Genomic DNA, 25,307 nt, shown 5'->3' with positions numbered 1-25,307 from the left:
AGGAGTAAAGTACATTACATCCAATACGACAGGGAGGCGGTGCCATAGATTGAGAGCACTGCTGGTATTGCGTAATGGAAAGTTCCCTCTGGAGCAGTGTGCTGAACTGATAGTAGGCATTACCGGTTTTATCCGTTATATCAAAATGAGTGGGCTTTTTGGCCAAATTAGGTGGTACCACGGTTATATCTCCGTCCTTTTGAAGATGGAGTTTTTTTATTATTAACACCTTAGAAAATAAAGAAAGGAGAGTATTTCTTTGGAAGAGACATTAAGAAATTTATTAGAAGAAGCCAAGAGAGAACTAGAAACCGTCGATAGTATAAAATCACTAGAAGAGCTTAGGGTAAAGTATTTAGGCAAAAAAGGTGAGCTTACAAAGATATTGCGGGGAATGGGAAATTTGTCCCCTGAGGAAAGACCGGTAGTTGGGAAGATATCAAATGAAGTAAGAGCTGAGATTGAAAGCCTTTTGGCAGCAAAAAGAGATGAAATATTAAAAGTAGAGAAGGAAGAAAAGATAAGAAGTGAATATATAGACATAACATTGCCCGGGAAAGTTCATGAAATAGGACATAAACATCCTATGACGAAAGTTTTAGACGAAATAAAGGATATATTTTTAGGGCTTGGGTTTTCTATTGCTGAAGGCCCTGAGATAGAGCTTGATTATTATAATTTTGAAGCGTTAAATACTCCACCAGATCATCCAGCAAGAGATTTGCAAGATACTTTTTATATAACTAAAAATATTTTGCTAAGAACACAGACGTCACCGGTGCAAGTAAGGACTATGGAAAAAAATAAACCACCTATAAAAGTTATCTCACCTGGTAGAGTCTATAGATCTGATGAAACAGATGCAACTCATTCACCTGTATTTAATCAGATAGAAGGACTTGCAGTCGATGAAGGCATAACAATGGGTGATTTGAAGGGTGTTTTAAACTTGTTTGCAAAAAGACTTTTCGGTTCAGATACTAAGACAAAATTTAGGCCCCATTATTTTCCGTTTACGGAGCCTAGTGCAGAAATGGACGTATCATGTTTTGCATGTGGTGGCAAAGGTTGCAGAGTCTGTGGTTATTCAGGTTGGATTGAAATATTAGGATCTGGCATGGTGCATCCAAATGTTCTCAGGATGTCCGGGATAGATCCAGAGAAGTATTCTGGATTTGCTTTTGGAATGGGACTTGACAGGATAACTATGCTAAGCTATGGAATTGATGATTTAAGGCTTTTATATGAAAATGATCTGCGCTTTATTAAACAGTTTTAAGGAGGAAGGCAAATGTTAGTATCGTATTCATGGCTAAAGGACTATGTAGACGTATTGGTGGATGCAAAAAAATTGGCTGATGATCTTACTATGTCAGGTTCAAAAGTTGAAACAATTAAAAGCTACGGCAACGAAATAAAGAATGTTGTAATAGGAAAGATCATTTCTATTGAGAAACACCCGGATGCTGATAAACTTCAGGTAGGAATTGTTGATGTAGGAGAAGAGAAACTGCAGATAATAACTGGTGCTCAAAACATAAAGGTTGGCGATTATATACCTGTTGCACTTCATGGTTCTACGCTGCCAGGTGGTGTGAAAATAAAAAGAGGAAAGCTGAGAGGCCTTGAATCAAATGGCATGATGTGCTCTGCAAAGGAATTGGGATTAGATGAAAGTTTGCTTCCTGACTATCAAAGGAATGGCATATTTATACTTCCAGAACTTCCTATTGGCGAAGATATAAAAAAGGTCCTTGAACTTGATGATGTTATAGAGTTTGAGATAACTCCAAATAGGCCTGATTGTCTATCTGTAGTTGGAATCGCCAGGGAGACTGCAGCAACATACAGAAAAAGCTATAGAATGCCTGAAATAAAGATATATGAAGTTGCTGACAAGAATCCTGCAAATGTTACGATAGATGCTGATGATTTGTGCTATAGGTACGTTGCAAGAGTGATAAGAAATGCAAAGATAGGGCCATCACCTATTTGGATGCAGATGAGATTATTAAAAGCTGGAATAAGACCAATAAACAATATAGTAGATGTTACCAACTACGTAATGATGGAGCTAGGTCAGCCGTTGCATGCTTTTGATTTGGACAAAGTTAAAAATAGACATATAATCGTAAGAAGGGCTAAAAACGGTGAAAAGCTTGTGACTCTCGATGATAAAGAAAGGATACTTGATAGTGAGATGCTGGTAATAGCCGATGAAGAAAAGGCAATAGGTTTGGCTGGTGTTATGGGTGGTCAAAATACTGAAATAACAGATGATACTGTAAATATATTGATAGAAAGTGCCAATTTCAAAGGCAGTAACATAAGGTATACATCTAAAAAACTTGGTCTAAGGAGTGAAGCGTCATCAAGATTTGAGAAAGGACTCGATCCTGAGATTACAGTAATGGCGTGCAATAGAGCAGCACAGCTTATGGCTGAATTAAGCGGCGGTGAGATATTAAACGGCATTGTTGATGTATATCCTAAACCTATAGAAGAAAAAGTTTTAAGCGTAAGGCATAAAAAGATAAATAAACTTCTAGGTACAAATCTAACTATTGGAGAGATGAAAAATATACTTACATTTTTAGACTTTGGGGTTATTTGCGATGGTGAAAACTTAGTCGTGAAGGTTCCAGCTTTTAGAAGCGATATTGAAGGTGAAGCTGATATTGCAGAAGAAATTGGTAGAATGTATGGATACAACAACATAGAAGATACACTCTTAAAAGGCACACAGATTACAGCAGGAGTAAAGACAAGAGAGCAAAAACTAGAAGATCTAGTAAAAGAAGTATTTCTATCATGCGGCTTAAATGAAATTATAACTACTTCTTTTATGGGTATGAAAGACCTTGATAAGATAAACTTACCTGATGATAGCCCTCTTAGAAAAGCAGTGAAGATTATGAATCCTCTTGGAGAAGATCAGGGGTATATGAGAACGACGCTCTTACCGTCCATGTTAAATGTAGTGTATACCAACTACAGTCGTAAGGTTTCTGACCTTAAAGCTTTTGAAATATCTAGAGTATTTATTCCAAAATCGCTGCCTTTAGAAGAACTTCCTGTAGAGGTAAAGACGACGGTAATTGGCATGTATGGCCATGATGTTGATTTTCTGACTTTAAAAGGTGTAATTGAAGTGCTTTTGGATGTGCTTAATGTAAACAACGTTAAATATGTAAGAAGTGAAAATACGCTTTATCATCCAGGCAGGTCTGCAGATATTATTGTTGATGGTGAATGCATAGGTGTTTTTGGAGAAATCAATCCTGACATAGAGGAAAATTACGATATCAATAGAGAAGTATATGTTGCAGAATTAAATCTTGAGCTTCTATTTAAACACGCAAAAGATGATGAGAGAAAATACAAGCTCCTTCCAAAATATCCTGCTGTAGAAAGAGATATTGCTGTATTAGTGGATAAAAATACATTTGTTGCCGATATAGAGAGCATAATAAGAGAAACAGGCGGAAAACTTGTAGATGATGTAAAACTGTTTGATGTGTATACTGGAGAAAACATTCCTGAAGATAAAAAGAGTGTTGCATATTCAATATGGTACAGATCATACGAGAGAACTTTGACAGATGAAGAAGTCAATAAAGTGCACGACAAAATAATCAGGAAGTTAAATGAGAAACTTGGAGCACAACTTAGATAAAAAAGACCGAAAAGGTCTTTTTTTTCTTAATAAAGAAGGAAATCGCAAAGATTTGTAGAAATAAATAAAGTAATGTTTGGTTTTGAGGGGATGTTCTAATGGAAATAAAAAAGATTACGGTAAATATAAATGGAAATGAATATATTTTGAAGACAGATTATCCTGAAGATTATATATTGAAGTTGACAGATCACTTAAATAGTGTAATATCAGGGATTTCTGAAAACTATAGTAAACTGTCAACTCAAATGATTTTGGTCTTGTCAGCTCTTAACATAGCAGATGAACTTTTTATTTCAAAAGAAGAAAATAGTGCTTTAAAAAAAGAGATTGTATCGTTAAAATCAAGGTTAAGTGCTGATGATGAAAGGATAGAAGAATTAACAGAAGAAGTTGAAAAGTTGAAAGAAGAATTAAAAACAGCAAGAGAAGAGTTGGAGGAATACATAAATACATTTGATGATGTTGGTTAAAATTTATTAAAAGAATAAGAGTGATAAGGTGGTTTGATGAAAAAAGTAGAATTATTGGCTCCAGCAGGCAGCCTGGAGACACTTAAAGTTGCTGTAAATTGCGGAGCAGATGCTGTGTATATTGGAGGAAAGTTATTTGGAGCCAGAGCATATGCAGTAAATTTTGGAGAAGAAGAGTTAAAAGAAGCAGTGGAGTACTGCCATCTCAGGGATAAAAAGATATACATTACAGTGAATACTCTTATTTTTAACAAAGAGATTGGCATACTTGCTGATTATATTGATTATCTATACAAGCTAAATGTAGATGCGATTATCGTACAGGATTTTGGGATTGTTAAATTATTGAGAGAGTATTATCCAGAGATAAATATACATGCCAGCACCCAAATGACTTTAAGTAATTTAGAAAGCATTAAGGCTGTAAAAGAGGCGGGAGTGAAAAGAGTAGTGCTGCCACGGGAATTGACATTGAAGGAGATAAAAAATATTAAAACAAATACAGGTATTGAGGTAGAAACCTTTGTGCATGGCGCTTTATGCGTTTCTTACTCTGGACAATGTTTATTTAGCAGTATAATTGGCGGAAGAAGCGGCAATAGAGGCAGATGTGCAGGTCCATGCCGCTTAAAATATGATTTTGTAGATGATAAAGGAAATATAATCGAGGGTAATAAGCATTTGCTTAGCATGGCTGATTTATGTACAATTGATTATGTTGGAGATATGATACAATCTGGTGTAGATTCTTTTAAGATTGAGGGCCGCATGAAGGAAAAAGAATATGTGGCATCAGTTGTGCTATCATATAGAAAGGCGATTGATGCATACTACGATTCAGAAAAATTTGATGTATCAAAAAGTATCGAAATGATGTCTAAAATTTTCAACAGAGGTTTTTCAAATGGATACCTTTATGAAAGAAAGCCTTCTATGATGAGCTATATAAACCCTAAAAATAGAGGGATTCCTTTAGGTAAAGTTTTGGCAAAAGGGAATGGAAGATTAAAATTAAAGCTGTATACTTCATTTTCTGTAGGCGACGGTATTTCTACTGAGACTGGTGAGCATGGATTTAAAGTTGACAAAATTGTAGCAGACGGTATTAAAGCAGATGATGCCGATGAAGGACAGACGGTAGAGCTTAAAGATATGCCAGTAAAAGTAGGTGACATTATTTTTAAAACATACGATGTAAAGTTAAACAGGCAATTTTCAAATATAAAAGAGTATAAATCACCTATTGATGTGTTTGTGAAGATGAAAGAGAATATGCCATTATATATAAAACTTAAAAATGGTGGCATAGAAGTTGTAAATAGCAGTAAAGTCGATGCTGTAAAGGCAGTTAAGAAAGCTATTGATAGAGATACATTGATTGAGAAGGTGTCTTCAATAAATGATACGCCATTTGCCGTGAGAAACATTGAAATTGATATGGATGAAGGACTTTTTTTGCCTTTAAGCGAAATAAAGGAAACCAGAAGGACAGCAGTAGAAAATCTTATAAAGACAAAATTACACTACAATGAACCTAAAAATATACATGTCAAACTGACTGATGATGTTCACGCAAAAAGTAAAGATTTAAAGATATCATTTTATACGGAGAATTTAGAGCATGTTAAGATTGCTTCGCAGGTTGGAGTTGATAGGATTTATTTCAATTACAGATTAAAAGATGAAGATTTGAAAAAAGTGAGGCAGTATTGCGAAGGATGTGAGATAATACCTGCATTTCCTCAGGTTGTAAGGGATGAGATAAAAAACCCAGAGGATGAACTTAAAAAAATAAAGGACATGGGGTTTAAAAAAGTTCTTGTTACTAATTTAGGACTTTATAATTTGTCATTGAAGCTTGGACTTGACGTATGCATTGATTTTAATTTGAATGTTGTAAACAGTTTTTCTGTAGACTTTTTTAAAGAAGCTGATACAATAACGCTGTCAACAGAGCTTAATCTTCACCAGATAGAAGATATAACAAAGAGAGAAAATGTGAGATTTGAATCTATAGCTTATGGCAGGTTACCTCTTATGATAATGGAATACTGTCCGATAAAAAACCTCATAAATTGCGATAAAAATGCATGTGAAAGTGGAAAATATTCATTAAGGGACAGAAAGGGCAATTTCATAAAAGTAGTCAGTGATGGATTTTGCAGAATTAAATTATTAAATTCATCTATACTTACGATGGGAGATAAGATAGATGATTTAAGGAAAGCTGGTCTTTCTTATATTAGGATAAATGATACAATAGAAAGCGATGATGAAATAGAAAATGTGCTAAAAGCGTACAAAAATTCATTGGATTTTGGTACTTATGATCTTCATATTGAAAATTACACAAGAGGACATTTTTACAGGGGAGTATTATAATGGAAGAGAGATATTTTAGAAATTTGGAATTTGACAAAATCGTTAATCATATTGTGAATTTATGCGATTCAGAGCCAGGAAAGGAAATGGCTTTAGATATTAAACCATATGATGATCTTGATAAAGTCGTAAAAGAGATTGATAAAGTAAATGAAGCCGTATCGTTTATAAGTTCATACGGCAATATGTCATTTGCATTTAAAAAAATAGATGACATTTTGAATAAAGCTAAGATAAAGTCAACGCTTAACATCGGACAGCTAATGACAATTTCAAGGTTTTTGTCATTGGCAGGAAGAGTAAAATCATATTTGAGGAGTGAAAAAGAAGAAAGCAATTATCCGCTTTTAAGAGAATACAATATTAGGCTCACAAATCTTAGAGATTTGTACGAGAGAATAGACAGAATTGTTATTTCAGAAGATGAGCTGTCAGATGATGCATCGCCTGTGCTTAAAGATATACGAAGACAAAAAGCGCATATAAATAACAAGATAAAAGATACTTTAAATTCTATAATTGCGTCTTCATCAAAAGAACTTCAAGACCCTATAATAACAATAAGAAATGGAAGATATGTTGTACCAGTAAAGCAGGAGTACAGAGGCACGTTTAAAGGGCTTGTTCACGACCAGTCTTCCAGCGGTGCAACGCTTTTTATAGAGCCTATGACTGTTGTTGAGTTAAACAATGACTTAAGACAGCTTGAAATAAAAGAACATCAAGAAATTGAAAAGATTTTGTCAGAACTTACTGATGAGATAAGTCAGCATATATCTGAGATACACGAAAATATGGTAGCGTTGACTGAGCTTGACGTTATCTTTGCAAAGGCGAAGTATTCTATAAACACAAATTCATCTAAGCCTGTGTTTAATACAGATGGATATGTAAATTTAAAGAATGCCAGACACCCTTTGCTTCCAAAAGATGCAGTTGTGCCAATAAGCGTATATTTAGGTGACTCATTTGATACACTTGTTATAACAGGACCAAATACAGGTGGCAAGACCGTTACCCTTAAAACAGTTGGACTTCTTACTTTGATGGCTATGTCAGGATTAAATATTCCTGCTGACGAAGGTTCAAGTGTAGCTTTTTTTGACAACATATTTGTTGATATAGGCGATGAGCAGAGTATTGAGCAGAGTTTAAGTACATTTTCAGCCCACATGACAAATATTGTGACAATACTGAATAATGTTACAAGCAATAGCTTGGTTTTGCTGGATGAACTGGGAGCTGGTACAGATCCTACAGAAGGCGCTGCCCTTGCAATGAGCATTCTTGACTTTCTTCACAGGATAAATTGCCGTACCATTGCTACAACCCACTACAGTGAGCTTAAACAATATGCATTGAAAAATGATGGTGTGGAAAACGCCTCTGTTGAATTCGATGTAGAGACTTTAAGACCCACATACAGGCTTACGATAGGAATACCCGGTAAAAGCAATGCCTTTGAAATAGGCAGGCGCCTTGGGCTTAATGAAGAAATCATAGATAATGCTAGAAATTATATAACTAACGAAGAGCTGAAATTCGAAGATATAATAAAAGATCTTGAAAATAAGAGGATTGAAGCAGAAAAGGCAAAAGAAGAGATTGAGGCTTTAAAGAGGCAGGTAAACAGCGTAAAAGAGGAGTACGAAAGAAAGAGAAGACAGACTGAAGCAGAAAGAGACAGGATTATAGAAAAAGCAAGGGAAAAAGCAAGAAAGATATTAGAGAATACGAAATCTACCGCAGACGAGATTATTGCAAAGCTAAGAGAGGCTGAAAAATCTGATAAGAAAAATAAACTTATAGAAGAAGCGAGAATGAAGCTTAAAGAAAATATAAGTGAAATGGAAGAAAGCCTTAAAAAGTCTGAAGTTCCTGTGTATAAAAAAATACCTAAAAAAGTTATGCCTGGACAGACGTTTTATATTGTACCGCTTGATCAAACTGGGACAGCATTGTCTGAGCCAGATAAAGATGGAAATGTAAAAATACAGGCAGGAATACTAAAGATGAATGTCCATATAAGCAATTTAAGAGAAGCTGAATCAGATGAAGAAAAAAAGCAGGAAAAAGGCTTTACCGCATATATTAATGAAAAATCTTCCAACATATCAACATCAATAGATCTCCGTGGCAAAACGCTGGAAGAAGCTGAGATAGAAGTGGAAAAATACTTGGACGATGCTTATCTCGCTGGTCTTAAGCAGGTTACAGTAATACATGGCAAGGGGACAGGGATATTACGAAGCGGTATCGCTAGACTTCTTAAAATGAATAAGCACGTTAAATCTTTTAGACTGGGAAGATACGGCGAAGGAGAAGATGGTGTAACAATAGTAGAATTAAAAGAAAAATGAGTAACCAAAACACCTCATCTATCATAAAATGTAGAGGAGGTGTTTTTTATATGAGGAGAAAAAGATGGGGAAGAAGAAGACTTAAATTATATGAAATAAATAAAAGTTACATATACATTTTTCTGATATTATTTTTAATATCTATTATATATTCATTTGTAGCCTATAGACTAGGACCTGCGCTTCTTAAAGCTAGCGAAACTGTAGCACAGGAAGTTGCAATAAAGTCAATTAACAAATCCATCAACGAGAAAGTTTTGAAAGGAATTCAGTATAATGATCTTATCAATGTGAGAACCGACAAAAACGGCAAAGTCTCTATGCTTCAAGCAAATACAATAGAGATGAATATATTGTCTACAAGGATTACTCAGACTGTTCAAGACAACCTAAATAGCATAGGCTCAGTATATGTGAAGCTGCCTCTTGGAAGTCTAATATCAAAAGATATATTTGCCAATACAGGGCCTAGGATAAAGGTCGGGCTGCTACCTATAGGATCTGTATACGTGGATTTTCAATCAAGTTTTGAGCCTGCTGGAATAAATCAGACAAGGCATATAATATATCTTTACATAAAGACAAATATTCAAATCATCGCACCTCTTGCATCGAAGCAAATACAGGTTTCAACCCACATGCCTATTGCTGATAGCATTATCGTAGGCGATGTACCAGAAAGTTTCGTAGATGTAAATGGCAATAAATATACTGTGCCTGTTCCAAATGGTGATTCAAAAATTAACATAGAAAGTAATTGACAACATTATAATATATGGTATAATAATAATTGTTTGACGGGGGTGTAGCTCAGTTGGGAGAGCACCTGCCTTGCAAGCAGGGGGTCAGGAGTTCGAATCTCCTCATCTCCACCATGGGCTTGTAGCTCAGGCGGTAAGAGCGCACGCCTGATAAGCGTGAGGTCGATGGTTCAAGTCCATCTAAGCCCATTTATGAACCCTAGCGGGTCTTTTTTTTATGTCTTAATATAAAAAATGAAGGAATTAGGAATTTTTTGTCGAATAAGATAAATAAAATTTGCCTTTGAGGTGTAAACATGGCTTCCAAGTTTGAATATGATAAAAAGCTGGACAACATAGTTGAGAAAACCATAGAGGTTATAGGTAGTAGCAAGGAACAGATTTCGGAAATATTAGAGAAAACAAGAAACGAGTATCATGAATTGGAAGAGCAAATAAACGAATTAAAAGTAAGAGTAAGATCAGTCATAAAGGAAGTGGAGCTTTTAGAAAGAAAAGAAAAAAGCTCTAAGTTAAAGTTGGCTTATGTAAGTCAAAGATTTGGAAACATAAGTGAAGACGCCATCAAAGAAGCATATGAAGAAGCGAAGGAAATTCAAGTTGAGCTTATTTTAAAAAGGCGAGAAGAGAAAGATCTGATAGCAAGAAGAAATGAATTGGAGAGAAAGCTTATAGAATACAGAGGAATAGTCGAAAAGGCAGAAAAGCTTTCTACTCAGATTGGCGTCGCACTGGATTATTTAACTGGAGATTTAACAAAGCTTCACAACCAATATGAAAAGCTAAAAGACAAGCAGCTTTTGAATATCCGCATAATTGAAGCGCAGGAGGAGGAAAGGAAAAGGATAGCCAGGGAGATACACGATGGTCCAGCACAATCTATGGCAAATGTAATACTGAAAGCAGAATTATGCGAAAAACTTATCAGCAAAGATACTGAAAAAGCCAAGGAAGAACTTAAAAACCTAAAAGATGTTGCACACTATTCATTGAAAGAAGTAAGAAAGATCATATACGATTTAAGACCATCTATTCTTGATGACCTTGGATTAATACCTGCCGTTTCAAAGTACATAAATAATTTTATAAGTGAGACAGGGATAAATGTTGATTTTGTTGCACTGTCAGAGTATAAGAGATTAAAACCCGAAATCGAAATAACTTGTTTTAGAGTTATTCAGGAAGCCCTGACAAATATTCAAAAACATTCAAAGGCAAAAAATGCTATTATAAAATTGGAGTTTGGGGATCGATTTATAAGTATAATCATCAAAGATGATGGCATTGGGTTTGAAAAGCCATCAACAGATAATAAATTTGGCCTATTAGGGATGAGGGAGAGGGTTCAAATATTGGATGGGAAATTTGAGATAAACAGCTCGCCAAATGAAGGAACCCAAATTTATATTTCTATTCCGCTAGGTGGTGATGAAAATAATGATTAATATTTTAATTGCTGACGATCATGTGCTTTTACGCCAAGGATTGAAACAGATAATAGAATTGGAAGAAGACATGAAAGTAATATATCAGGCATCAGATGGTGAAGAAGCATATGAAATCGCTAAAAAAATTTCTCCAGACATAATATTGATGGATATAAACATGCCAAATATAAATGGCATTAAAGCTGCAAAGATGCTTAAAAACGACAACCCAAAGAACAAAATAATGTTTTTAACAATTTACAATGACAAGGAATATTTGATGGAAGCATTAAAAATTGGAGTTGAGGGCTACATCTTAAAAGATGCTGATTCAGATGAGTTGATTAAGGCGATTAGAACAATATCAAACGGAGGTGTTTACATACATCCTTCACTGGTAAGTGAGATAGAAAATTTAGATACAGATGAATGCAAAAAAGAGCTTACTGATAGAGAAATGCAAATATTGAGTTTGATTGCGGAAGGCTATAGCAATAAAGAGATAGCGGATAAATTATTCTTAAGCGAAAAAACAGTTAAAAATCATGTATACAATATATTTAGGAAGCTGGATGTTAAAGATAGAACACAGGCTGCTATATATCTATTAAAAAATAACAACATGTATAATATGCATACATAAAATTTGCTTTTAATCTAAAAATATTTTATAGTTAATATGTAATTTAAAATATTTAGGAGGCGTGAGAAATGGAGAGTGGCGAGTTAAAAGAGATTGAGAAGAAATTAGGATATAAAAGCAAAAATGGATGGCTTAAGGTAAGCGATGAAGAAAGGGAAAAGATATTTGAATTTGCAGAAGATTATAAAACATTTATAGGAGAATGCAAAACAGAAAGAGAAGTTGCTGACAGAATAATAAAGGTTGCTGAAGAAAATGGTTTTATAAATATTGAAACGGCAACTAATTTAAAGCCTGGCAGCAGAGTTTACTATAACAATAAGGGTAAATCAGTTGTAATGGCTGTTATCGGAAGGGATTCTGTGCACAACGGTTTTAAAGCTACAGCTGCTCATATAGATTCTCCTCGGATTGACTTAAAACCGAATCCATTGTATGAAGACAGTGGTTTGGCTTTATTTAAAACACATTATTATGGAGGAATCAAAAAATATCAATGGGTAACGATACCTTTAGCACTTCATGGCGTTGTAATAAAGGAAAATGGTGAAAAGGTTACTTTCCAGCTGGGGGAAAATGATAATGATCCAATATTGTACATAACAGATTTGCTGCCACATCTCGGGAAAGATCAAATGGAGAAAAAAGCTTCCGAAGTAGTATCTGGGGAAGCATTAAATCCAGTTGTTGGCAATATGCCGTTATCTGAAGACGTTTCTGTAAAACCATATTTATTAAAGATTTTAAATGAAAAATACGGAATAGTTGAAGAAGATTTTATAAGCGCAGAGCTGGAACTGGTGCCTGCGTATAAACCGAGGGATATAGGTTTTGACAGAAGTATGATAGGTGCGTATGGGCAGGACGACAGGATATGTGCATACGATGTGTTAAGAGCAATCTTAGACGTAAATAATCCTGAGAAGACTGCTGTAGCTATATTTGCCGATAAAGAAGAGATTGGAAGTATGGGCAATACAGGATTGCAGTCCAGGTTCTTTGAAAACGCCATAGCCGAAATCTTGGAGAAGCAAGAAGGAAGCACAGACATGAAGCTTAGGACGGCTATGAGAAATGCAGAGCTGCTATCGGCAGATGTCAATGCTGGTTTCGACCCATTGTATCCGGATGTAAGTGAGAAGCTTAATAGTTCCTACATAGGAAATGGTATATGTGTGACGAAATACACAGGTTCTCGCGGTAAAAGCGGTTCAAATGATGCAAATGCCGAATTTGTCGCAAAAGTAAGGAAGATATTCAATGAGAACAATGTAGTATGGCAGACTGGAGAACTTGGAAAAGTTGATATAGGTGGCGGCGGAACTGTTGCACTTTACGCTGCAAATTATGGAATGGAAGTTGTAGACTGTGGTGTGGCACTTTTAAGCATGCATTCTCCGTATGAACTTTCATCAAAACTTGACTTGTATATGGGATATAAGGCATATAAATCATTCCTTTTAAGCAAATAAATATCCACCGGCTATGCCGGTGGTTTTACTTTTTGTGATTTTTATTTTGTAGTGATATATAAATTTATTGTTTTATAAACATTTCAACTACTATTACTCCGTTACCATTATTATTTGAGACAACACCTACACCAACTTTGTTGAAATAAGGATTTAAAATGTTGTCTCTGTGCCCACTTGAATTCATTAAGGCATAATGAGCACTTACAACATCGCTATTTTCCGCTATATTTTCCGCAGCAGAATTATAACTTATGCCAAACTGTTTCATCATGTCGAATGGCGAACCATATGTTGGCGATGTATGGGAAAAATAATTATTGCTTTTCATGTCTTCTGCTTTAATGCGAGCTACTTTTGATAAGTTTTCATCGATTGTGAGAGGGCTTAGACCCCTTGATGTTCTTTCTTTATTTATGAGATCTACTAATTGTTTTTCTTGTGCTGATAAACCTTGGTAGTTCTGTTTATCCATATTTGTTACTTGTCCATTACCTATCTGTGTGCCATTTAGTGATGTTGCCGCAGTACTTTTTGACGCACCATTGACAACAGCTTGATTGATTTTAGATGTACTGATAGTTGCTTTGGTCCACCAAAAATTATCACTGTACCAGACATTGGTACTGTTTAAGTAATTTATTTTTATTGGTGCAGTATTAAATCCAGAATATTTTATCGTATTTACATTGGAACTAGTGGTATTATATACCGTATTATATACGACATTGTTTTTTGTATATATTCCAAAGGAATATGATGCTTTTACCGTTGCTAAAGGACTTAATACTGATAATGAAATAACTGCAAATGTTGCATAATATTTTAAGTTTTTCTTCACCAAAATCACTCTCCCTAATTTAATATTCGACAGACATAAAAAAAAACCTTTAAGTAATTATTGGACATGCAGGAAATGCTTATCATTAATAGTTTTTGTGAATATATTAAAATAGGGGGTGCTGAGATGAGATGTGCAATATTAGTATTTTATTCATATCAACATGCAGTCTTGTGCGATAAGGTGTTAAGGCAGAATAATATACCTGTTGAATTTGTTCCAACTCCGCGTTCGATAATGAATAGCTGCAGTCATTCTTTGAAATTTGGATCGGAATACGTAAATGTTGTAAAATCGATTATCCAAAGAATAAATATCCCTTATAAAGGGATATATGAGGTAGAAAAGACTTATAGCGGATACACGGTCATAGGTGTTCGTTAGATTTTCCAAAGAATATAGTTTTTATTTTGTCAATAGTACCATTTTCCACTTTTTCATTTAACTTTGAATTTAATATTAAAATTTTATTCTGCAGATCTTTTATCTGCTTTTTTAATTTTTCGTTTTCGGATAAGACATTGTTGTAGACAGAGTTTAGATTATCAATTTTCGATGTGTATTTCACCCTGTCTTCATAGATTTTTTTTATATTTTCTTTAAGTTCTTCTATATTTCTATTTTTCAGTGCAATCTCATAGCTTTTTTGATTTAGGTTTCTCTCTAAGTGTATTTTTTCTTTTTGGAGATTTTCTATTTTCTTTGAAAGTGTGCTTAAATATTCTTGGACTTCTTTTATATAAAAAGTAAAGTAACTATCTTTGTCGTATGATATATCATTTTTATCTGAATCGAAAGGTAATTCATCTCCATCTTGATTTGCATATATAATTTTTTCAGAGGAAGGCTCAATTTTTTTCACTAGTTCATATGAAGAAGGTTTTTCAGCTAATTTAAATGGTCTGCTGAAACTATTTCCTCCGTCTGATGATATGGCACTATAAAAAGTATTTTGTTGAATCCATGTGCACCAAATGTTGCTGTCGATTATGTTTATACAAGGTCCAAGAATGGTGTCAGAGAATGACAATGTAATTTTTTTGTCCCATGATCCTTTTGGCCATCCACCATCGATTTTTTTTCTGTACTTTAACTCTTTTATTATGTTTTCTTCCACCCAACATATATGGATGTTTCTTTTGTCGTCAATTTTTATATTTGGGCATTCTATAGAGACTGCCTCTGATACTGTAGTTTTCAGTGTCCACATATTGTTTATAAATGTCGTATAGTATATTTTTTGTGTATTTTCAGTGGTTACGTAGACTAAATGAAGTATACCAAATTTATCAAATGCGACGCTATAAAAAGGCTTTATTTGTATATTGTTTATCGCTGCTACTTCATTAACTTTTAGCGCTCCGTTGAAGATGTAGTGTTTTAGAAGTATCTTTTTTGGATTTGACAAATTGTGTTCCATAAAAAATACATGTACATCATCATTGCATATTATAAGCCTAAAATTGTCTATATAAATTGTCTTATCGTTGTAATGATATAAAATCTTTTTGGCAATTTTATTATCACTGGTTAAAGTAGCTAGAACTATATTTTGTTCTTTGCTGTAGTAAGTGATTACAATATTTTTATCCATATTAAAAGCTGCGTCAAAATCGCTTAGTGCATTGTCAATTAGACTTATTTCACTGGGATTTTCACCAGATTCAAATAATGTAATAACATTTTGTTTTAGCGACAACTGATACTTTCTACCTTCACATTTCAATAGCACCTTGTCCATAAAATACCTCCTTTCAAATAAAATTATATTCATAGTTTGTAACAAATATTATAGGTCCTACGTATATTGTTACTAGAAATATGCAAAATCAAATAAATTATAAAAAATTAATCGTAAGGGGGAAATAAAATGGCATTTGCTAAAAAGCTGATTGGAGAACAAGAAGTAGGACCAGGTCCTGTAGAACCAGGTCAACTTCCAGAGCCGACTGAGATAACTTGTATAGAAGTTACAAAGATTTACGATTCTTGCTCACAAAGATTGTGCCTTGACAGCATACCGCCTGTCACATTCGTGCCGACTATCACAAATCCTACTTTTGGACGCTGCGAAAATGTTACTGTAACGCTTGTATCGCCTCCTGGATTTACACTGACACCTATTCCTGAAAGACCAGGCTTTGCAAGAGTGCAGGCTACATTCCAAGTAACATATGATGTTGTAATAACAAATACATCAGGGGACATTCAAACATTAACAGGATTAACAACAACATTTAATAAAGATATAGTCTTATATATACCAGAACCGACAACCGCTATCATGAAATATGAAGCGATAGCTGAATGCTTGTTTGGAAGGGTTAATGTTGGAACACCGACAACATTAGAGGTAATCATAGGTGTATGGATCATCATAAAATCTGCTATGGACGTACAGCTTTTGATTCCTTCGTATGGATTCTGCCCAGTACCACCTGAGTGCGTACCATGAGATGAGAAAATAAGGAGAAAAATGGATAACCACTAAAGCTAATAAGGCTTATTTTTTTAAGGAGATGAAAATTTTGAATACTTTTTATTTTTATCTGAAAGGAAGAAACTAAAAGTGAGATTAATGATAATTATAAGTGTAATAATTTTTATTTTTGTTACAATTTTTCTTGTGATTTATAATATAAACAGTATACACAAAGAAGCTATTATAAAAACAAAAATAGAAAGTATTTTAGAAAAACATATCAAAGATGTTGAAAAAGAAGGTTATTTAAGTTATACGACGTATAAAAAAATAGAAAATGAAATAATGAGAACAGTGAGTTACAAAGGTATTACATCTTATTGTTTTATTACAGGTACAGCTGAAAGAAAAACAAAAGGCGAAAAAGTTTTTATAGAAGTTGATTATGGAGCTTTTTCGCCATTTTATAATATAAGCACAAAAGTCATTAAATCTGGTATAAGTTATTTTGAGGATAAATAATAATTTTACTTTAAAAATTTTTTTGAATATTCTATTTGATAATCATACATTTCAATTAAGTAATTTTTTCGCGTGGCTTCGATATACAGAAAAAAGAGTGATATAAATATTAATCCAAGAAAACATATAATTAAAATTATTACTACTTTGTACGTAGCATCATTAAATGTAATAAGACTATTTTTGGCTACATTAAGAAATTCACTGTATCGTTTATAATCTATGTTCTGTTGCAATTTAGGGAAAGAATTTAAAATAGTGGAAACGAGATTTATTGCATAACTTAATTTCGTCAATTTTTTGTATATCTTAAACTTAAGAATAGAAGGAGATGAAAATTTTGAACACTTTTTATACTGTCGGCTTAGCAGCCGGTTTTTTGTTTGGAATAATTTTAGGGCTTTTAATTAGTCTTTGCTTAATAAAAGAAGGAAGAGATTAGAGAGGAGGTTAAACATGGAAAGGAGAAATAGGTCTGCTGCTTTATCAAGCAGAATAATACCATATCATCCGGAATACAGGAAAATTGCAGGTTCTGTTACGGCTGCGATCCTTTTTGAACAATTGGAATACTGGTTTGACAAATATGACTACAATTACTTTTATAAGTTTTTAGAGCCAGCGCCAAATCATTTTTCATATAAAGAAGGTGATAGCTGGATAGAAGAGCTTGGGTTTTCTATTGATGAATTTAGGTCTGCGTTTGACAAAATAGGAGTAAGATATGGCTCCAGAAACGAATTTTTAAAAGCTAAAGAGGAAGGTAGGTTATTTATTAAAAATGGTAAGGAGAAACTTTACTGCAGCTTTATAGATAAACAGAAAAATGTAACATATTATGTTCGGAATAATGAGCTTGTAGACATGCTATTGGATGAGATTAACCATAAGGAAGTAGAAAATGACGGAGAATTTATTAAACCCAAAGTAGAAAATGAGAAGGCTTTATATCCTGACATGCCTATCTCCCGAGATGGGAAAAGTCCATCTCCTGGAGATGGAGAAAGTCAATCTCCTGGAGATGGGAAAAGCCCATCTCCAGAGGTGGGAAAAACCCATCTCCCTTATATCAATAGATTACATCAGGATATTACTCATAAGAATACATCAATCAATCAATCGGAGGAGATGGACGGACGGATTTTGAAAAATCAGCCAAAAAGTTTAGGAGATGATGTAATAAATAAGCTTAAGAGTAAGTATATGGTTAGTGATGATGACATTAAAACATGTATAGAGAGGATGAAAGGACGAGATATCAAAAGTCCTATTAATTTTCTTGAAAAAACGATAGAAAACTACATCAAGGAAAAATCAATAAGGAAGGCTGTAGACAATGTAAAATCAGGCAATAGCGCAAATTATGCCGTGCCCAGAAATTATTTTAACGGGTATTCTCAGAGAAAGTACAGCAGCGACGATATTGAGGAGCTTGAAAAAATACTTTTAGAAAGATCAAGGTTAAAGAGGGAAGAAAAATTTGGAGGTGATGAGATTGCCAAAGAAAATGATAGCTTTTTGGAGCGCAAATGGAAGCACAGGGAAAACGACATTGGCAATAGCTTTTGCAGCGGCCTTGAAGAAATACAAGACAAATATAGTTCTAGCTGACTTTAAAGAGGTTATGCCGCATATTCATAAATATTTTGGAATTGAACTTAGCGATAAGTCTGATATTTACGAGGCAATTGAGGACAAACGGGATGTGTCTGCTATAATAAAGCACCACTTGAATAAAAATCAGAATACATGGATTTTGTCTGGCATTTCTATGAACGACTTTTCAAAATTTCAAGAGAAGCATTTTTCAATAGTGATTAAGACATTAAAAGATGAATTTGATTATGTTCTGCTTGATACAAATTCAGGAGTGTTTTTTTCGTCAACTTATACAGCTTTAAAAAACAGTGATGTAATTTTGTGCGTGACAGCACCAACTATCTGGAGTGTTGAGGATACTGCAGAAATGATTAAATTCGTCTGTGAGAGATGGGACATAGATAAAAACAAGTTTAAAATTATTCTTAATACGTCTGTTAGAAGCGAAGTTGATGTCAGCACTGTTGAAAGAATTATAGGTGCAGAAACTTTTAACGTAAGATATGGCGAGAAAAATGTATTTCATGATATTGATAGAATTGTTAAGGTTTTGATTGGCAAAGATATTGAAGATATAGGACATATCAAAGCGATGAGAGAGGTGAAAAGCATTGGCGCTGATTGATCCTTTTATACCTGATGATACTATGAAGTATGATGCAAATGCAAATTTTTCTGTTGAAGACGCTTGTGAGGAAATTACTGCAGAGGTGGTTAAAAAATACCCTAAGCTAGTTGCAGAAATTGAAAGTGGAGTGTCTTCTCGCACGATTCTGGAAAGTAAGATTAGAGAGATAGTGATTAACAAAAGGATATATCATGGCAGTATTGAGGCATTTATGCAAAAAATATTTGATACACTCTTTGGATATGGACCACTTCAGCCGTACATAGATGATCCTGAGGTATCTGATATCCTTGTCAATTCATTCAATACTGTTTATATTAAAAAATTTGGGCAGAAGTCTTTAGTACCCGTTAATTTTGGCAGTGAGGAGAAACTTACAAGATACTGCTATAAAATAGCGGCCATGTGCGGCGGAAAACTTGATGAAAACTCAAATGTAGAGGCAGTTCTTACAGACAGAAAAAGAAATTTGAGAATTGTCATATCTCTTAAGCCTATTAATGTTATTTCGCCGTCTATTGCAATAAGAAAGCCTACAACCGGCTTTACTATTGATGAGCTTGTAGAAAAAGGAATGTTTTCGAATGAAGAAAAGGAGCTTTTTGAAAGTGCAGTAAGAGATAGAAAAACTATTGTAATTGCCGGTAAAGGCGGTAGTGGAAAGACAACCCTATTAGGTGCGTTGATTAATGAAGTTCCTTATGAGGAGAGAGGGCTTTTAATTCAGGAGACATTTGAAATCAAGCCGAAACATCCAGATGTTATCTGTAAGCTTGTAAGAATTTCAGACAATCCAGAAGTGAAAGATTATACGCTATTTGAACTTACAAAATTAGGGTTACTTATGAGCATGGACAGGATTTTTATAGGTGAAATAAAGGATAGAGAGGCTATGGACTTTTTTAATGCTGTTTTCACAGGTCATCGTGGCAGTATGGCTACTGTCCATGCTAATTCTGCAAAAGAGGTAATTGATAGATTGGTACTTTTGATGAAGAGATCAGGAACAGATGTACCTATAGAGGATTTAAGGCAGATGCTTTTCTCCTGTCTAGATATGATAATTTTTATGGAAGATTACAGGGTTAAAGAAATATTGGATTTGAAAGGAGGCGGCACTGCTTGATTTATTTGAGCTTTATTCAGTTTGTACTGCTATCTTTAATCATATATACTGCAGCGGTTGCTGTAGAACGTATCAAGTTTAAAAAAAGATTGATTGAGTGGCATTTCAGCGAAAGGGGTTTTATAGCAGGAAAAGGAAGTAAAATCTTAAAAAGTATAGATGTGCTTCTCGCGCAGTCAGGTCTTAAGAGGAGATTGCCTTTTTTCAATGCAAAAAATATGGCTGCAATAAATTTAGTAATTCTAGCTTTGGCTGTTTATTTTTTTCGCAGACTTGGATTTGCAGCATTGTTTTACGCTTTTGCAACTCTGTATTTGCCATTTGCATTTATGATGCTTCTTTCGTCTATAAATGTTAAAAAAGTTAAAGAAGCATATCTTGCCTTCTTAACGACATTTATGGGGTTTTATAATATTGAAGGCAATATCATTAATGCTTTAAAATATACAGCACCTTATATCTCAAATCCTTTAAAGTCAATCATTGAAAGAAATGTTTTTCAATTTGAAAAAACTCAGATAAGCGTATTGGAGTGTTTGGATAACATGGCATCTGAGGCAGGAAACAATGAATTCAGGAAGTTTATAAATTTTGCTAAAATGAGCATTAAATACGGCGGCAATTTTAATAAGGCGATAACTAAGCTTAAAGATCAGGCGGAAAAACTTTATTCACTTGAAGCTATTAAGTCTGCTAATGCCTATGTAGGAAGTATTGTAATACTTGTCATGATAGTTATGAATCTAATGCTTATGGTGAATATTTCAAGTGATCCTGATATTGTATATATTGTTAAAAATACAGTTACAGGACAGGTTATAGCGATGTCTAATGCTGTTTCCATTATTTTTGGATTATACATGATTAAAAATATTAATTCATCTGTTTGAAAGGGGATGTTAAAGATTATTTACAGCCTTTTTTTAATGCCTTTACTGGCTTTTTTAATTTATACAGCTATTAAGGAGTATGAAATTTATAGGCTTAGAAAAAGAATCTACCGTATAAAGCCTATAGATGAAATTTCAAAGCTTTTGGGAAAGACAGTAAAGAAAAGTTTTCTTGATAAAATAAATGAAATGCTTAAAGCAGCGGGAAACCCCTTAAAGCTTACAGCAGAGACGTATATTCTTGCCCACATAGGGCTTCTTTTATTTGCAGTTATATACATTTATTTAACTAAAATGAGTGGATTGCAGGTTGCTTTACTATTTTTGCTTAGCATATTTGGATTGGATTTATATATTCAGTCTGCAAGAAAGGACTGCATAGAGAAATTTAAAAGAGAAATGCCTGAAATAGTGGACTTATTTGAGCTGGGAGCGGCGGCTGACGTGCCGCTTGAAGATATATTTTTGATTACAGCTAAGTCAGCGAAGTCAAAGGAGGTGAGAAGTGCAATAACGAAGCTTGCTGCAGAGTACATTATGACAAGAGAAAAGGAGGTGGCGCTAAGAAAGTTTACTAGTGAAGTCAATCTGCCAGAGGCTAATGTTTTAGCAATGGCTTTGCTGCAAGGGGACAGGACAGGGAGAACCGTGGAAATTTTATCGACTCTTTCATCTTCGCTTTTTAATACTGCAGCATCTAAGATAGCACGTGAGGACAAATCCATGGAATATAAGGTCCTTATTGCTATTTTCTTTTTAATGGCTTCTATAGTTACGCTGTACATTTACTCATATTTTACAAACATTCAAAGTGGATTAAAAATGATTTTTTAAGGAGGCAGATTCTGTGTTGAAGAAATTTAAAGGTTCAATTAAAAAATTTTTACTAAACTCAAAAGGTCTTAGTGAACTTGTTTCAATAGCTTTAGTAATTTTGTTTGTGGTTCTTGTTGCAGCAAACCCTATTAGAAATCTTGGACAGACGACGAGTTCAGGTATTTCAAACCTTAATAGCCAAATGCAGCAGGTTCTAAATGGACAGTAAGGAGGTGATAGCGGGGAGATTAAATTCTCCCTGCTTAACTATGAAAATTAGGAAATATTGGAGAAAGGGGAATGTAGAGTTAATAGCCTTTGTGCTTGTGCTTCCCTTTCTTATAATACCAATTGCTAATACAGTAAATATGCTTATGGATTTGACAAGATACGATACTTTACGCCAGGCTGCAAGAGAAGCAGTCTTAAGAATGGAGATTGAAGGCGGAATGACGGATGATGAGCTTTATAATCTTGAAGCTTTTCTTAAGTCTAAAGGAATTTATACTGATAAAGTTCATATAGATTACACTCCATATCCTGTACCTTACGGTGAAGATGTAAAAGTAAAGATATCAATGGACACCGTAATTAGAAGGTACAGTATTACATTTGGAGGAGTAAAAAGGATTGATAATAATGTTGAGATGGTTTATGGACCTATTACATCTGTTAGCAAAAAGTATGAAAGATAAAAAAGGCAGTGGGGTAATATTATTGACACTGCTTTTTCTCATTCCGCTTTTTGTATTCAGCATATTTTTGATAGAAAGCAGATACCTGTACAATATTAAAAATGTTGCAGATGATGCTGTTGTATCATCAGCTCTTGCTGCACTTAAAAGTGCAGATTCTGTTGATGCAGCTTATGGAGAATATGTTTTAGATAAAGATGCTGCAAAGGATACTTTTTATGAATACCTTAAAAAGAATATGAAGCTTGATGACAATATGAATCCCATGTCTGGAAGTGTGGCAGCAGGGCCAGTACATGTTGATGAATTTATAGTTTACAATCCAGGTGATTATCCCACATATTGTCCTAGAGAGACATTGATAAGAAACACGTCTATTCATGTGATTATAAGTTTTAAAGCCCGAAGACCTGGACTAACAGGTCTGTTTGGAAGATATGTTGATATTGTTGTACATAGAGATGTTGACAATTTCTACAGTTTAGAGGAGGAATGATAGATGGTTTTGTTTAAGAAAAGAATACTTTTGATATTAATAAGTTTGATTTTGGCGGCTATATTGTCGTATTTTCAATATCAGTACTTTTACAAGATGACGGAAAGTGATAAGAAAGTTCAAGTTATAGCAGCATTTTCTGATATTAAGGCAGGAGAAAAAATAGATTCGAAGCTTGGTATAAAGCTTATACCACAGTCTGCGTATGTTAAAGATATGTATTTGCTAAGTGAAAAGCCCTCGGGATATGCTAAAGTGGATATAGCAGAGGGTTCATACGTGATGAAGAGTATGGTTTCTAAAGACAATGTTCCTGTTTTAAAAGAAGGAATGAGAAGGGTGATGATAAGCGTAAATTTAGCGTCTTCTTTGGCAGGTAAAATTAAGCCGGGGGACTGGGTTGATGTTGGATGGGTGCCAAAGAGCGATGAGAAAGGTGGAAGTGGATCTGTAATTGCAAGTAAAGTTGAAATATTTGATATTGTTAACAAATCTGGAGTGGATATTAAAAAAGCTGATAAAAACAATCAGTATGATACGGATTCTTTACTTCCCGCAGCAGTAACACTAATTGTCACACCAGAACAGGCTATTGCTATAAAAGAGTATGAAGCTAAAGGAAGTTTGTTTTTGATGGGATATTAAATAATTTGGAGGTGAGAGAGATAAAATATATACCGGTTATATTTATTCTTGCATATTTAAGTTATGTTGATTTAAAAAAAAGAGAAGTGCCTGATTTTGCGGTCATTGTCCTTTTTATTTATTCTCTTTTTTTCATTAGCAATTTAAAGGAAAGCCTTTTAATGGCTGGAATAGTTTTTATTCTTCTTATGATTACATCACTTATTTCGTCAAGAAGTATTGGCGGTGGGGATATTAAACTTCTGACTGTTTTGGCTTTTTTTATGGGTAAAGATTTCTCTATGCTGGCATTGCCTATGTTTGTACTTCTTATATTTTCTTTGATTTACGGCATATTGAAAGGAAAGGGTTTAAGGCATTATGTGCCACTTGTGCCGTATGTGTTTTTGTCTTACATTTTTTATTTGATTTTGGAGGTGTTTTCGTGGAATTTACACTTCTTATATTAGATGATGATGGATACTATAAACTTTATAGGCAAATAGTAGATATTAATAATTCATCAAAATTTTCATGATTTTTTAATTGAAAATTTCAAACAAGAAATGTATACTTAAATTAAGTAAAGAATAGAATAGGAAGGAGGAATAGATATTGTTTAAGGTGGATGATACGAGTATGAAAAAGAGAAAATTTTCTAATCTTAAAAATTTGGTTTCATGTATGATTTCTGTGAGTGATTTAGGAAGAGGAAAAGCGTCGAAAATCATAGAGGATGTTGCTAAAAAAAAGGAGCATTTTATAGTGATTAAAAATAATAAGCCACAAGCAGTGATTATACCTATCGAACAGTATGACGAACTTATGGAAGCACAGGAAGATCTTGAACTTTTACAGCTTGCAATTGAAAGAACGAAAAATTTGAAAGAGGAAGAATGTATACCTTTTGAAGAAATTCTTAAAGAGGATGGCTTAACGAGAGAAGAATTAAAAAAATATATTGATCTGGTGGAGATTGAATAAAGTGTGGGATGTTTCTTTTATACCGGAAGCGAAGAAAGATTTGCGTAAGTTGGATAAGAGTATCAGAATGGTTATATATTTAGGTATTGAGAAAGTAAGCTCTAATCCTCTACCTCAAAGCGAAGGTGGTTATGGAAAGCCTCTTGGCAATAAGCAGGGAAATAATCTAACAGGTTTTTTTAAGATAAAATATAGAAATATAGGAATACGGGTAGTTTACACACTTGTTAGAGATAAAAAAATTATGAATATAGTAGTTGTTTCTGTAAGAGATGATGATTATTGTTATTCACTGGCAGAGAAAAGAAAAAGAAAATATGGGAGTAAGTTGTTTGAGAAGGGTTTTGAAAATGATATGCGCGCCGATTAAGGCGTTTTTTACTATGAAAACTTATTATATAAGTAGCCAAAAAAGCGCAGACTTCCCCTACAGCTTTTAAAATAGACTTTAAAGGAAATTAATGGATATA

The 25,307-nt window shown here is 34.0% G+C and carries 26 protein-coding genes, 2 tRNA genes and 1 other annotated feature (1 of these 29 running past the window's edge); of the genes, 26 read left to right on the top strand and 2 right to left on the bottom strand.

Features of this window, described 5'->3' with window-relative positions:
• Positions 1 to 202, top strand: a binding site (T-box leader); it begins 13 nt to the left of the window's first position.
• 57 nt (positions 203 to 259) lie between these two features.
• The 11 genes from pheS to J2Z80_RS12205 all read left to right on the top strand — a co-directional run bounded on the left by pheS (position 260) and on the right by J2Z80_RS12205 (position 13,194).
• Positions 260 to 1,279 carry a phenylalanine--tRNA ligase subunit alpha gene (gene pheS, locus J2Z80_RS12255; protein ID WP_192403352.1) on the top strand — a complete coding sequence of 340 codons (1,020 nt, stop codon included), beginning with the start codon at positions 260 to 262 and terminating at the stop codon, positions 1,277 to 1,279.
• A gap of 12 nt (positions 1,280 to 1,291) precedes the next feature.
• Positions 1,292 to 3,676: a phenylalanine--tRNA ligase subunit beta gene (pheT, locus tag J2Z80_RS12250; RefSeq protein WP_209454641.1), complete on the top strand. Its 2,385-nt coding sequence runs from the start codon at positions 1,292 to 1,294 to the stop codon at positions 3,674 to 3,676.
• Between the two features lie 98 nt (positions 3,677 to 3,774).
• Positions 3,775 to 4,149 (top strand): cell division protein ZapA, encoded by a 375-nt coding sequence (locus J2Z80_RS12245; protein ID WP_209454640.1) that lies wholly within the window; start codon positions 3,775 to 3,777, stop codon positions 4,147 to 4,149.
• 36 nt (positions 4,150 to 4,185) lie between these two features.
• Positions 4,186 to 6,531, top strand: a complete 2,346-nt coding sequence (locus tag J2Z80_RS12240) for a U32 family peptidase (RefSeq protein WP_209454639.1) — start codon at positions 4,186 to 4,188, stop codon at positions 6,529 to 6,531.
• Positions 6,531 to 8,891, top strand: coding sequence for an endonuclease MutS2 (locus tag J2Z80_RS12235; RefSeq protein WP_209454638.1), 2,361 nt, complete (start codon positions 6,531 to 6,533; stop codon positions 8,889 to 8,891). The genes J2Z80_RS12240 and J2Z80_RS12235 overlap by 1 nt, the downstream gene beginning before the upstream one ends.
• 50 nt (positions 8,892 to 8,941) lie before the next feature.
• Positions 8,942 to 9,652, top strand: coding sequence for a sporulation protein YunB (gene yunB / locus J2Z80_RS12230; protein WP_209454637.1), 711 nt, complete (start codon positions 8,942 to 8,944; stop codon positions 9,650 to 9,652).
• Between the two features lie 38 nt (positions 9,653 to 9,690).
• Positions 9,691 to 9,766: transfer RNA gene (locus tag J2Z80_RS12225), tRNA-Ala, on the top strand.
• A 1-nt stretch (position 9,767) separates the two neighbouring features.
• A tRNA-Ile gene (locus tag J2Z80_RS12220) sits at positions 9,768 to 9,841 on the top strand.
• A gap of 107 nt (positions 9,842 to 9,948) precedes the next feature.
• Complete coding sequence (locus tag J2Z80_RS12215; RefSeq protein WP_209454636.1) at positions 9,949 to 11,097, top strand: sensor histidine kinase; 1,149 nt, start codon at positions 9,949 to 9,951, stop codon at positions 11,095 to 11,097.
• Positions 11,090 to 11,722, top strand: coding sequence for a response regulator (locus J2Z80_RS12210; protein WP_013298257.1), 633 nt, complete (start codon positions 11,090 to 11,092; stop codon positions 11,720 to 11,722). Before J2Z80_RS12215 ends, J2Z80_RS12210 begins: the two co-directional genes overlap by 8 nt.
• A gap of 68 nt (positions 11,723 to 11,790) precedes the next feature.
• Positions 11,791 to 13,194 carry an aminopeptidase gene (locus J2Z80_RS12205; RefSeq protein WP_209454635.1) on the top strand — a complete coding sequence of 468 codons (1,404 nt, stop codon included), beginning with the start codon at positions 11,791 to 11,793 and terminating at the stop codon, positions 13,192 to 13,194.
• 64 nt (positions 13,195 to 13,258) lie between these two features.
• On the opposite strand, the gene J2Z80_RS12200 is transcribed toward J2Z80_RS12205, so the two are convergent.
• Positions 13,259 to 14,035, bottom strand: a complete 777-nt coding sequence (locus J2Z80_RS12200; RefSeq protein ID WP_209454634.1) for a CAP domain-containing protein — start codon at positions 14,033 to 14,035, stop codon at positions 13,259 to 13,261.
• A 126-nt stretch (positions 14,036 to 14,161) separates the two neighbouring features.
• Here J2Z80_RS12200 and J2Z80_RS12195 point away from each other — a divergent pair, with 126 nt between their 5' ends.
• Positions 14,162 to 14,419, top strand: coding sequence for a putative Se/S carrier protein (locus J2Z80_RS12195; RefSeq protein WP_209454633.1), 258 nt, complete (start codon positions 14,162 to 14,164; stop codon positions 14,417 to 14,419).
• On the opposite strand, the gene J2Z80_RS12190 is transcribed toward J2Z80_RS12195, so the two are convergent.
• Positions 14,403 to 15,776: a coiled-coil domain-containing protein gene (locus J2Z80_RS12190; protein ID WP_209454632.1), complete on the bottom strand. Its 1,374-nt coding sequence runs from the start codon at positions 15,774 to 15,776 to the stop codon at positions 14,403 to 14,405. The two genes, J2Z80_RS12195 and J2Z80_RS12190, sit on opposite strands and share 17 nt — an antisense overlap.
• Positions 15,777 to 15,905: 129 nt before the next feature.
• On the opposite strand from J2Z80_RS12190, the gene J2Z80_RS12185 reads away from it, so the two are divergent.
• From J2Z80_RS12185 to J2Z80_RS12120, 14 genes are all read left to right on the top strand, one after another.
• Positions 15,906 to 16,490 carry a hypothetical protein gene (locus J2Z80_RS12185; protein ID WP_245301318.1) on the top strand — a complete coding sequence of 195 codons (585 nt, stop codon included), beginning with the start codon at positions 15,906 to 15,908 and terminating at the stop codon, positions 16,488 to 16,490.
• Positions 16,491 to 16,613: 123 nt separating this feature from the next.
• Complete coding sequence (locus J2Z80_RS12180) at positions 16,614 to 16,979, top strand: hypothetical protein (RefSeq protein ID WP_245301317.1); 366 nt, start codon at positions 16,614 to 16,616, stop codon at positions 16,977 to 16,979.
• Positions 16,980 to 17,435: 456 nt separating this feature from the next.
• Positions 17,436 to 18,590 carry a hypothetical protein gene (locus tag J2Z80_RS12175; protein ID WP_245301316.1) on the top strand — a complete coding sequence of 385 codons (1,155 nt, stop codon included), beginning with the start codon at positions 17,436 to 17,438 and terminating at the stop codon, positions 18,588 to 18,590.
• On the top strand, positions 18,475 to 19,203 hold the full coding sequence (locus tag J2Z80_RS12170; protein WP_245301315.1) for a CpaE/TadZ family protein: 729 nt from the start codon (positions 18,475 to 18,477) through the stop codon (positions 19,201 to 19,203). Before J2Z80_RS12175 ends, J2Z80_RS12170 begins: the two co-directional genes overlap by 116 nt.
• Positions 19,190 to 20,332 carry a TadA family conjugal transfer-associated ATPase gene (locus J2Z80_RS12165; RefSeq protein WP_209454629.1) on the top strand — a complete coding sequence of 381 codons (1,143 nt, stop codon included), beginning with the start codon at positions 19,190 to 19,192 and terminating at the stop codon, positions 20,330 to 20,332. The genes J2Z80_RS12170 and J2Z80_RS12165 overlap by 14 nt, the downstream gene beginning before the upstream one ends.
• Positions 20,329 to 21,222, top strand: coding sequence for a type II secretion system F family protein (locus J2Z80_RS12160; protein ID WP_209454628.1), 894 nt, complete (start codon positions 20,329 to 20,331; stop codon positions 21,220 to 21,222). Before J2Z80_RS12165 ends, J2Z80_RS12160 begins: the two co-directional genes overlap by 4 nt.
• Before the next feature lie 36 nt (positions 21,223 to 21,258).
• On the top strand, positions 21,259 to 22,056 hold the full coding sequence (locus J2Z80_RS12155) for a type II secretion system F family protein (RefSeq protein ID WP_245301314.1): 798 nt from the start codon (positions 21,259 to 21,261) through the stop codon (positions 22,054 to 22,056).
• A gap of 13 nt (positions 22,057 to 22,069) precedes the next feature.
• Positions 22,070 to 22,267 carry a flagellin gene (locus tag J2Z80_RS12150; RefSeq protein ID WP_209454626.1) on the top strand — a complete coding sequence of 66 codons (198 nt, stop codon included), beginning with the start codon at positions 22,070 to 22,072 and terminating at the stop codon, positions 22,265 to 22,267.
• Positions 22,268 to 22,307: 40 nt separating this feature from the next.
• On the top strand, positions 22,308 to 22,733 hold the full coding sequence (locus J2Z80_RS12145) for a hypothetical protein (RefSeq protein ID WP_209454625.1): 426 nt from the start codon (positions 22,308 to 22,310) through the stop codon (positions 22,731 to 22,733).
• Positions 22,723 to 23,229 (top strand): hypothetical protein, encoded by a 507-nt coding sequence (locus J2Z80_RS12140; RefSeq protein WP_245301313.1) that lies wholly within the window; start codon positions 22,723 to 22,725, stop codon positions 23,227 to 23,229. Before J2Z80_RS12145 ends, J2Z80_RS12140 begins: the two co-directional genes overlap by 11 nt.
• A 3-nt stretch (positions 23,230 to 23,232) precedes the next feature.
• Positions 23,233 to 23,874 (top strand): Flp pilus assembly protein CpaB, encoded by a 642-nt coding sequence (gene cpaB / locus J2Z80_RS12135; RefSeq protein ID WP_209454624.1) that lies wholly within the window; start codon positions 23,233 to 23,235, stop codon positions 23,872 to 23,874.
• Between the two features lie 11 nt (positions 23,875 to 23,885).
• On the top strand, positions 23,886 to 24,323 hold the full coding sequence (locus tag J2Z80_RS12130; RefSeq protein ID WP_333511124.1) for an A24 family peptidase: 438 nt from the start codon (positions 23,886 to 23,888) through the stop codon (positions 24,321 to 24,323).
• A 145-nt stretch (positions 24,324 to 24,468) separates the two neighbouring features.
• Positions 24,469 to 24,837: a type II toxin-antitoxin system Phd/YefM family antitoxin gene (locus J2Z80_RS12125; RefSeq protein ID WP_209454623.1), complete on the top strand. Its 369-nt coding sequence runs from the start codon at positions 24,469 to 24,471 to the stop codon at positions 24,835 to 24,837.
• Position 24,838: 1 nt separating this feature from the next.
• The gene (locus tag J2Z80_RS12120) at positions 24,839 to 25,207 is read left to right on the top strand and encodes a type II toxin-antitoxin system RelE family toxin (protein ID WP_209454622.1); all 369 of its coding nucleotides are present in this window, start codon (positions 24,839 to 24,841) and stop codon (positions 25,205 to 25,207) included.
• Positions 25,208 to 25,307 lie beyond the last annotated feature (100 nt).

It is taken from the genome of Thermoanaerobacterium butyriciformans, from assembly GCF_017874545.1.
Lineage (GTDB): Bacteria > Bacillota > Thermoanaerobacteria > Thermoanaerobacterales > Thermoanaerobacteraceae > Thermoanaerobacterium > Thermoanaerobacterium butyriciformans.
The sequence above is the reverse complement of the archived record's forward strand: the minus strand, read 5'-3'. Positions and strand labels throughout refer to the sequence as shown.

What these genes read in the sequence shown, in the direction of transcription:
- pheT (WP_209454641.1), top strand. Translation starts at nt 1,292, where the DNA reads ATGTTAGTATCGTATTCATGGCTAAAGGACTATGTAGACGTATTGGTG.
- J2Z80_RS12245 (WP_209454640.1), top strand. Translation starts at nt 3,775, where the DNA reads ATGGAAATAAAAAAGATTACGGTAAATATAAATGGAAATGAATATATT.
- J2Z80_RS12240 (WP_209454639.1), top strand. Translation starts at nt 4,186, where the DNA reads ATGAAAAAAGTAGAATTATTGGCTCCAGCAGGCAGCCTGGAGACACTT.
- J2Z80_RS12235 (WP_209454638.1), top strand. Translation starts at nt 6,531, where the DNA reads ATGGAAGAGAGATATTTTAGAAATTTGGAATTTGACAAAATCGTTAAT.
- yunB (WP_209454637.1), top strand. Translation starts at nt 8,942, where the DNA reads ATGAGGAGAAAAAGATGGGGAAGAAGAAGACTTAAATTATATGAAATA.
- J2Z80_RS12215 (WP_209454636.1), top strand. Translation starts at nt 9,949, where the DNA reads ATGGCTTCCAAGTTTGAATATGATAAAAAGCTGGACAACATAGTTGAG.
- J2Z80_RS12210 (WP_013298257.1), top strand. Translation starts at nt 11,090, where the DNA reads ATGATTAATATTTTAATTGCTGACGATCATGTGCTTTTACGCCAAGGA.
- J2Z80_RS12205 (WP_209454635.1), top strand. Translation starts at nt 11,791, where the DNA reads ATGGAGAGTGGCGAGTTAAAAGAGATTGAGAAGAAATTAGGATATAAA.
- J2Z80_RS12195 (WP_209454633.1), top strand. Translation starts at nt 14,162, where the DNA reads ATGAGATGTGCAATATTAGTATTTTATTCATATCAACATGCAGTCTTG.
- J2Z80_RS12190 (WP_209454632.1), bottom strand. Translation starts at nt 15,776, where the DNA reads ATGGACAAGGTGCTATTGAAATGTGAAGGTAGAAAGTATCAGTTGTCG.
- J2Z80_RS12185 (WP_245301318.1), top strand. Translation starts at nt 15,906, where the DNA reads ATGGCATTTGCTAAAAAGCTGATTGGAGAACAAGAAGTAGGACCAGGT.
- J2Z80_RS12180 (WP_245301317.1), top strand. Translation starts at nt 16,614, where the DNA reads ATGATAATTATAAGTGTAATAATTTTTATTTTTGTTACAATTTTTCTT.
- J2Z80_RS12175 (WP_245301316.1), top strand. Translation starts at nt 17,436, where the DNA reads ATGGAAAGGAGAAATAGGTCTGCTGCTTTATCAAGCAGAATAATACCA.
- J2Z80_RS12155 (WP_245301314.1), top strand. Translation starts at nt 21,259, where the DNA reads ATGCCTTTACTGGCTTTTTTAATTTATACAGCTATTAAGGAGTATGAA.
- J2Z80_RS12145 (WP_209454625.1), top strand. Translation starts at nt 22,308, where the DNA reads ATGAAAATTAGGAAATATTGGAGAAAGGGGAATGTAGAGTTAATAGCC.
- J2Z80_RS12140 (WP_245301313.1), top strand. Translation starts at nt 22,723, where the DNA reads ATGAAAGATAAAAAAGGCAGTGGGGTAATATTATTGACACTGCTTTTT.
- cpaB (WP_209454624.1), top strand. Translation starts at nt 23,233, where the DNA reads ATGGTTTTGTTTAAGAAAAGAATACTTTTGATATTAATAAGTTTGATT.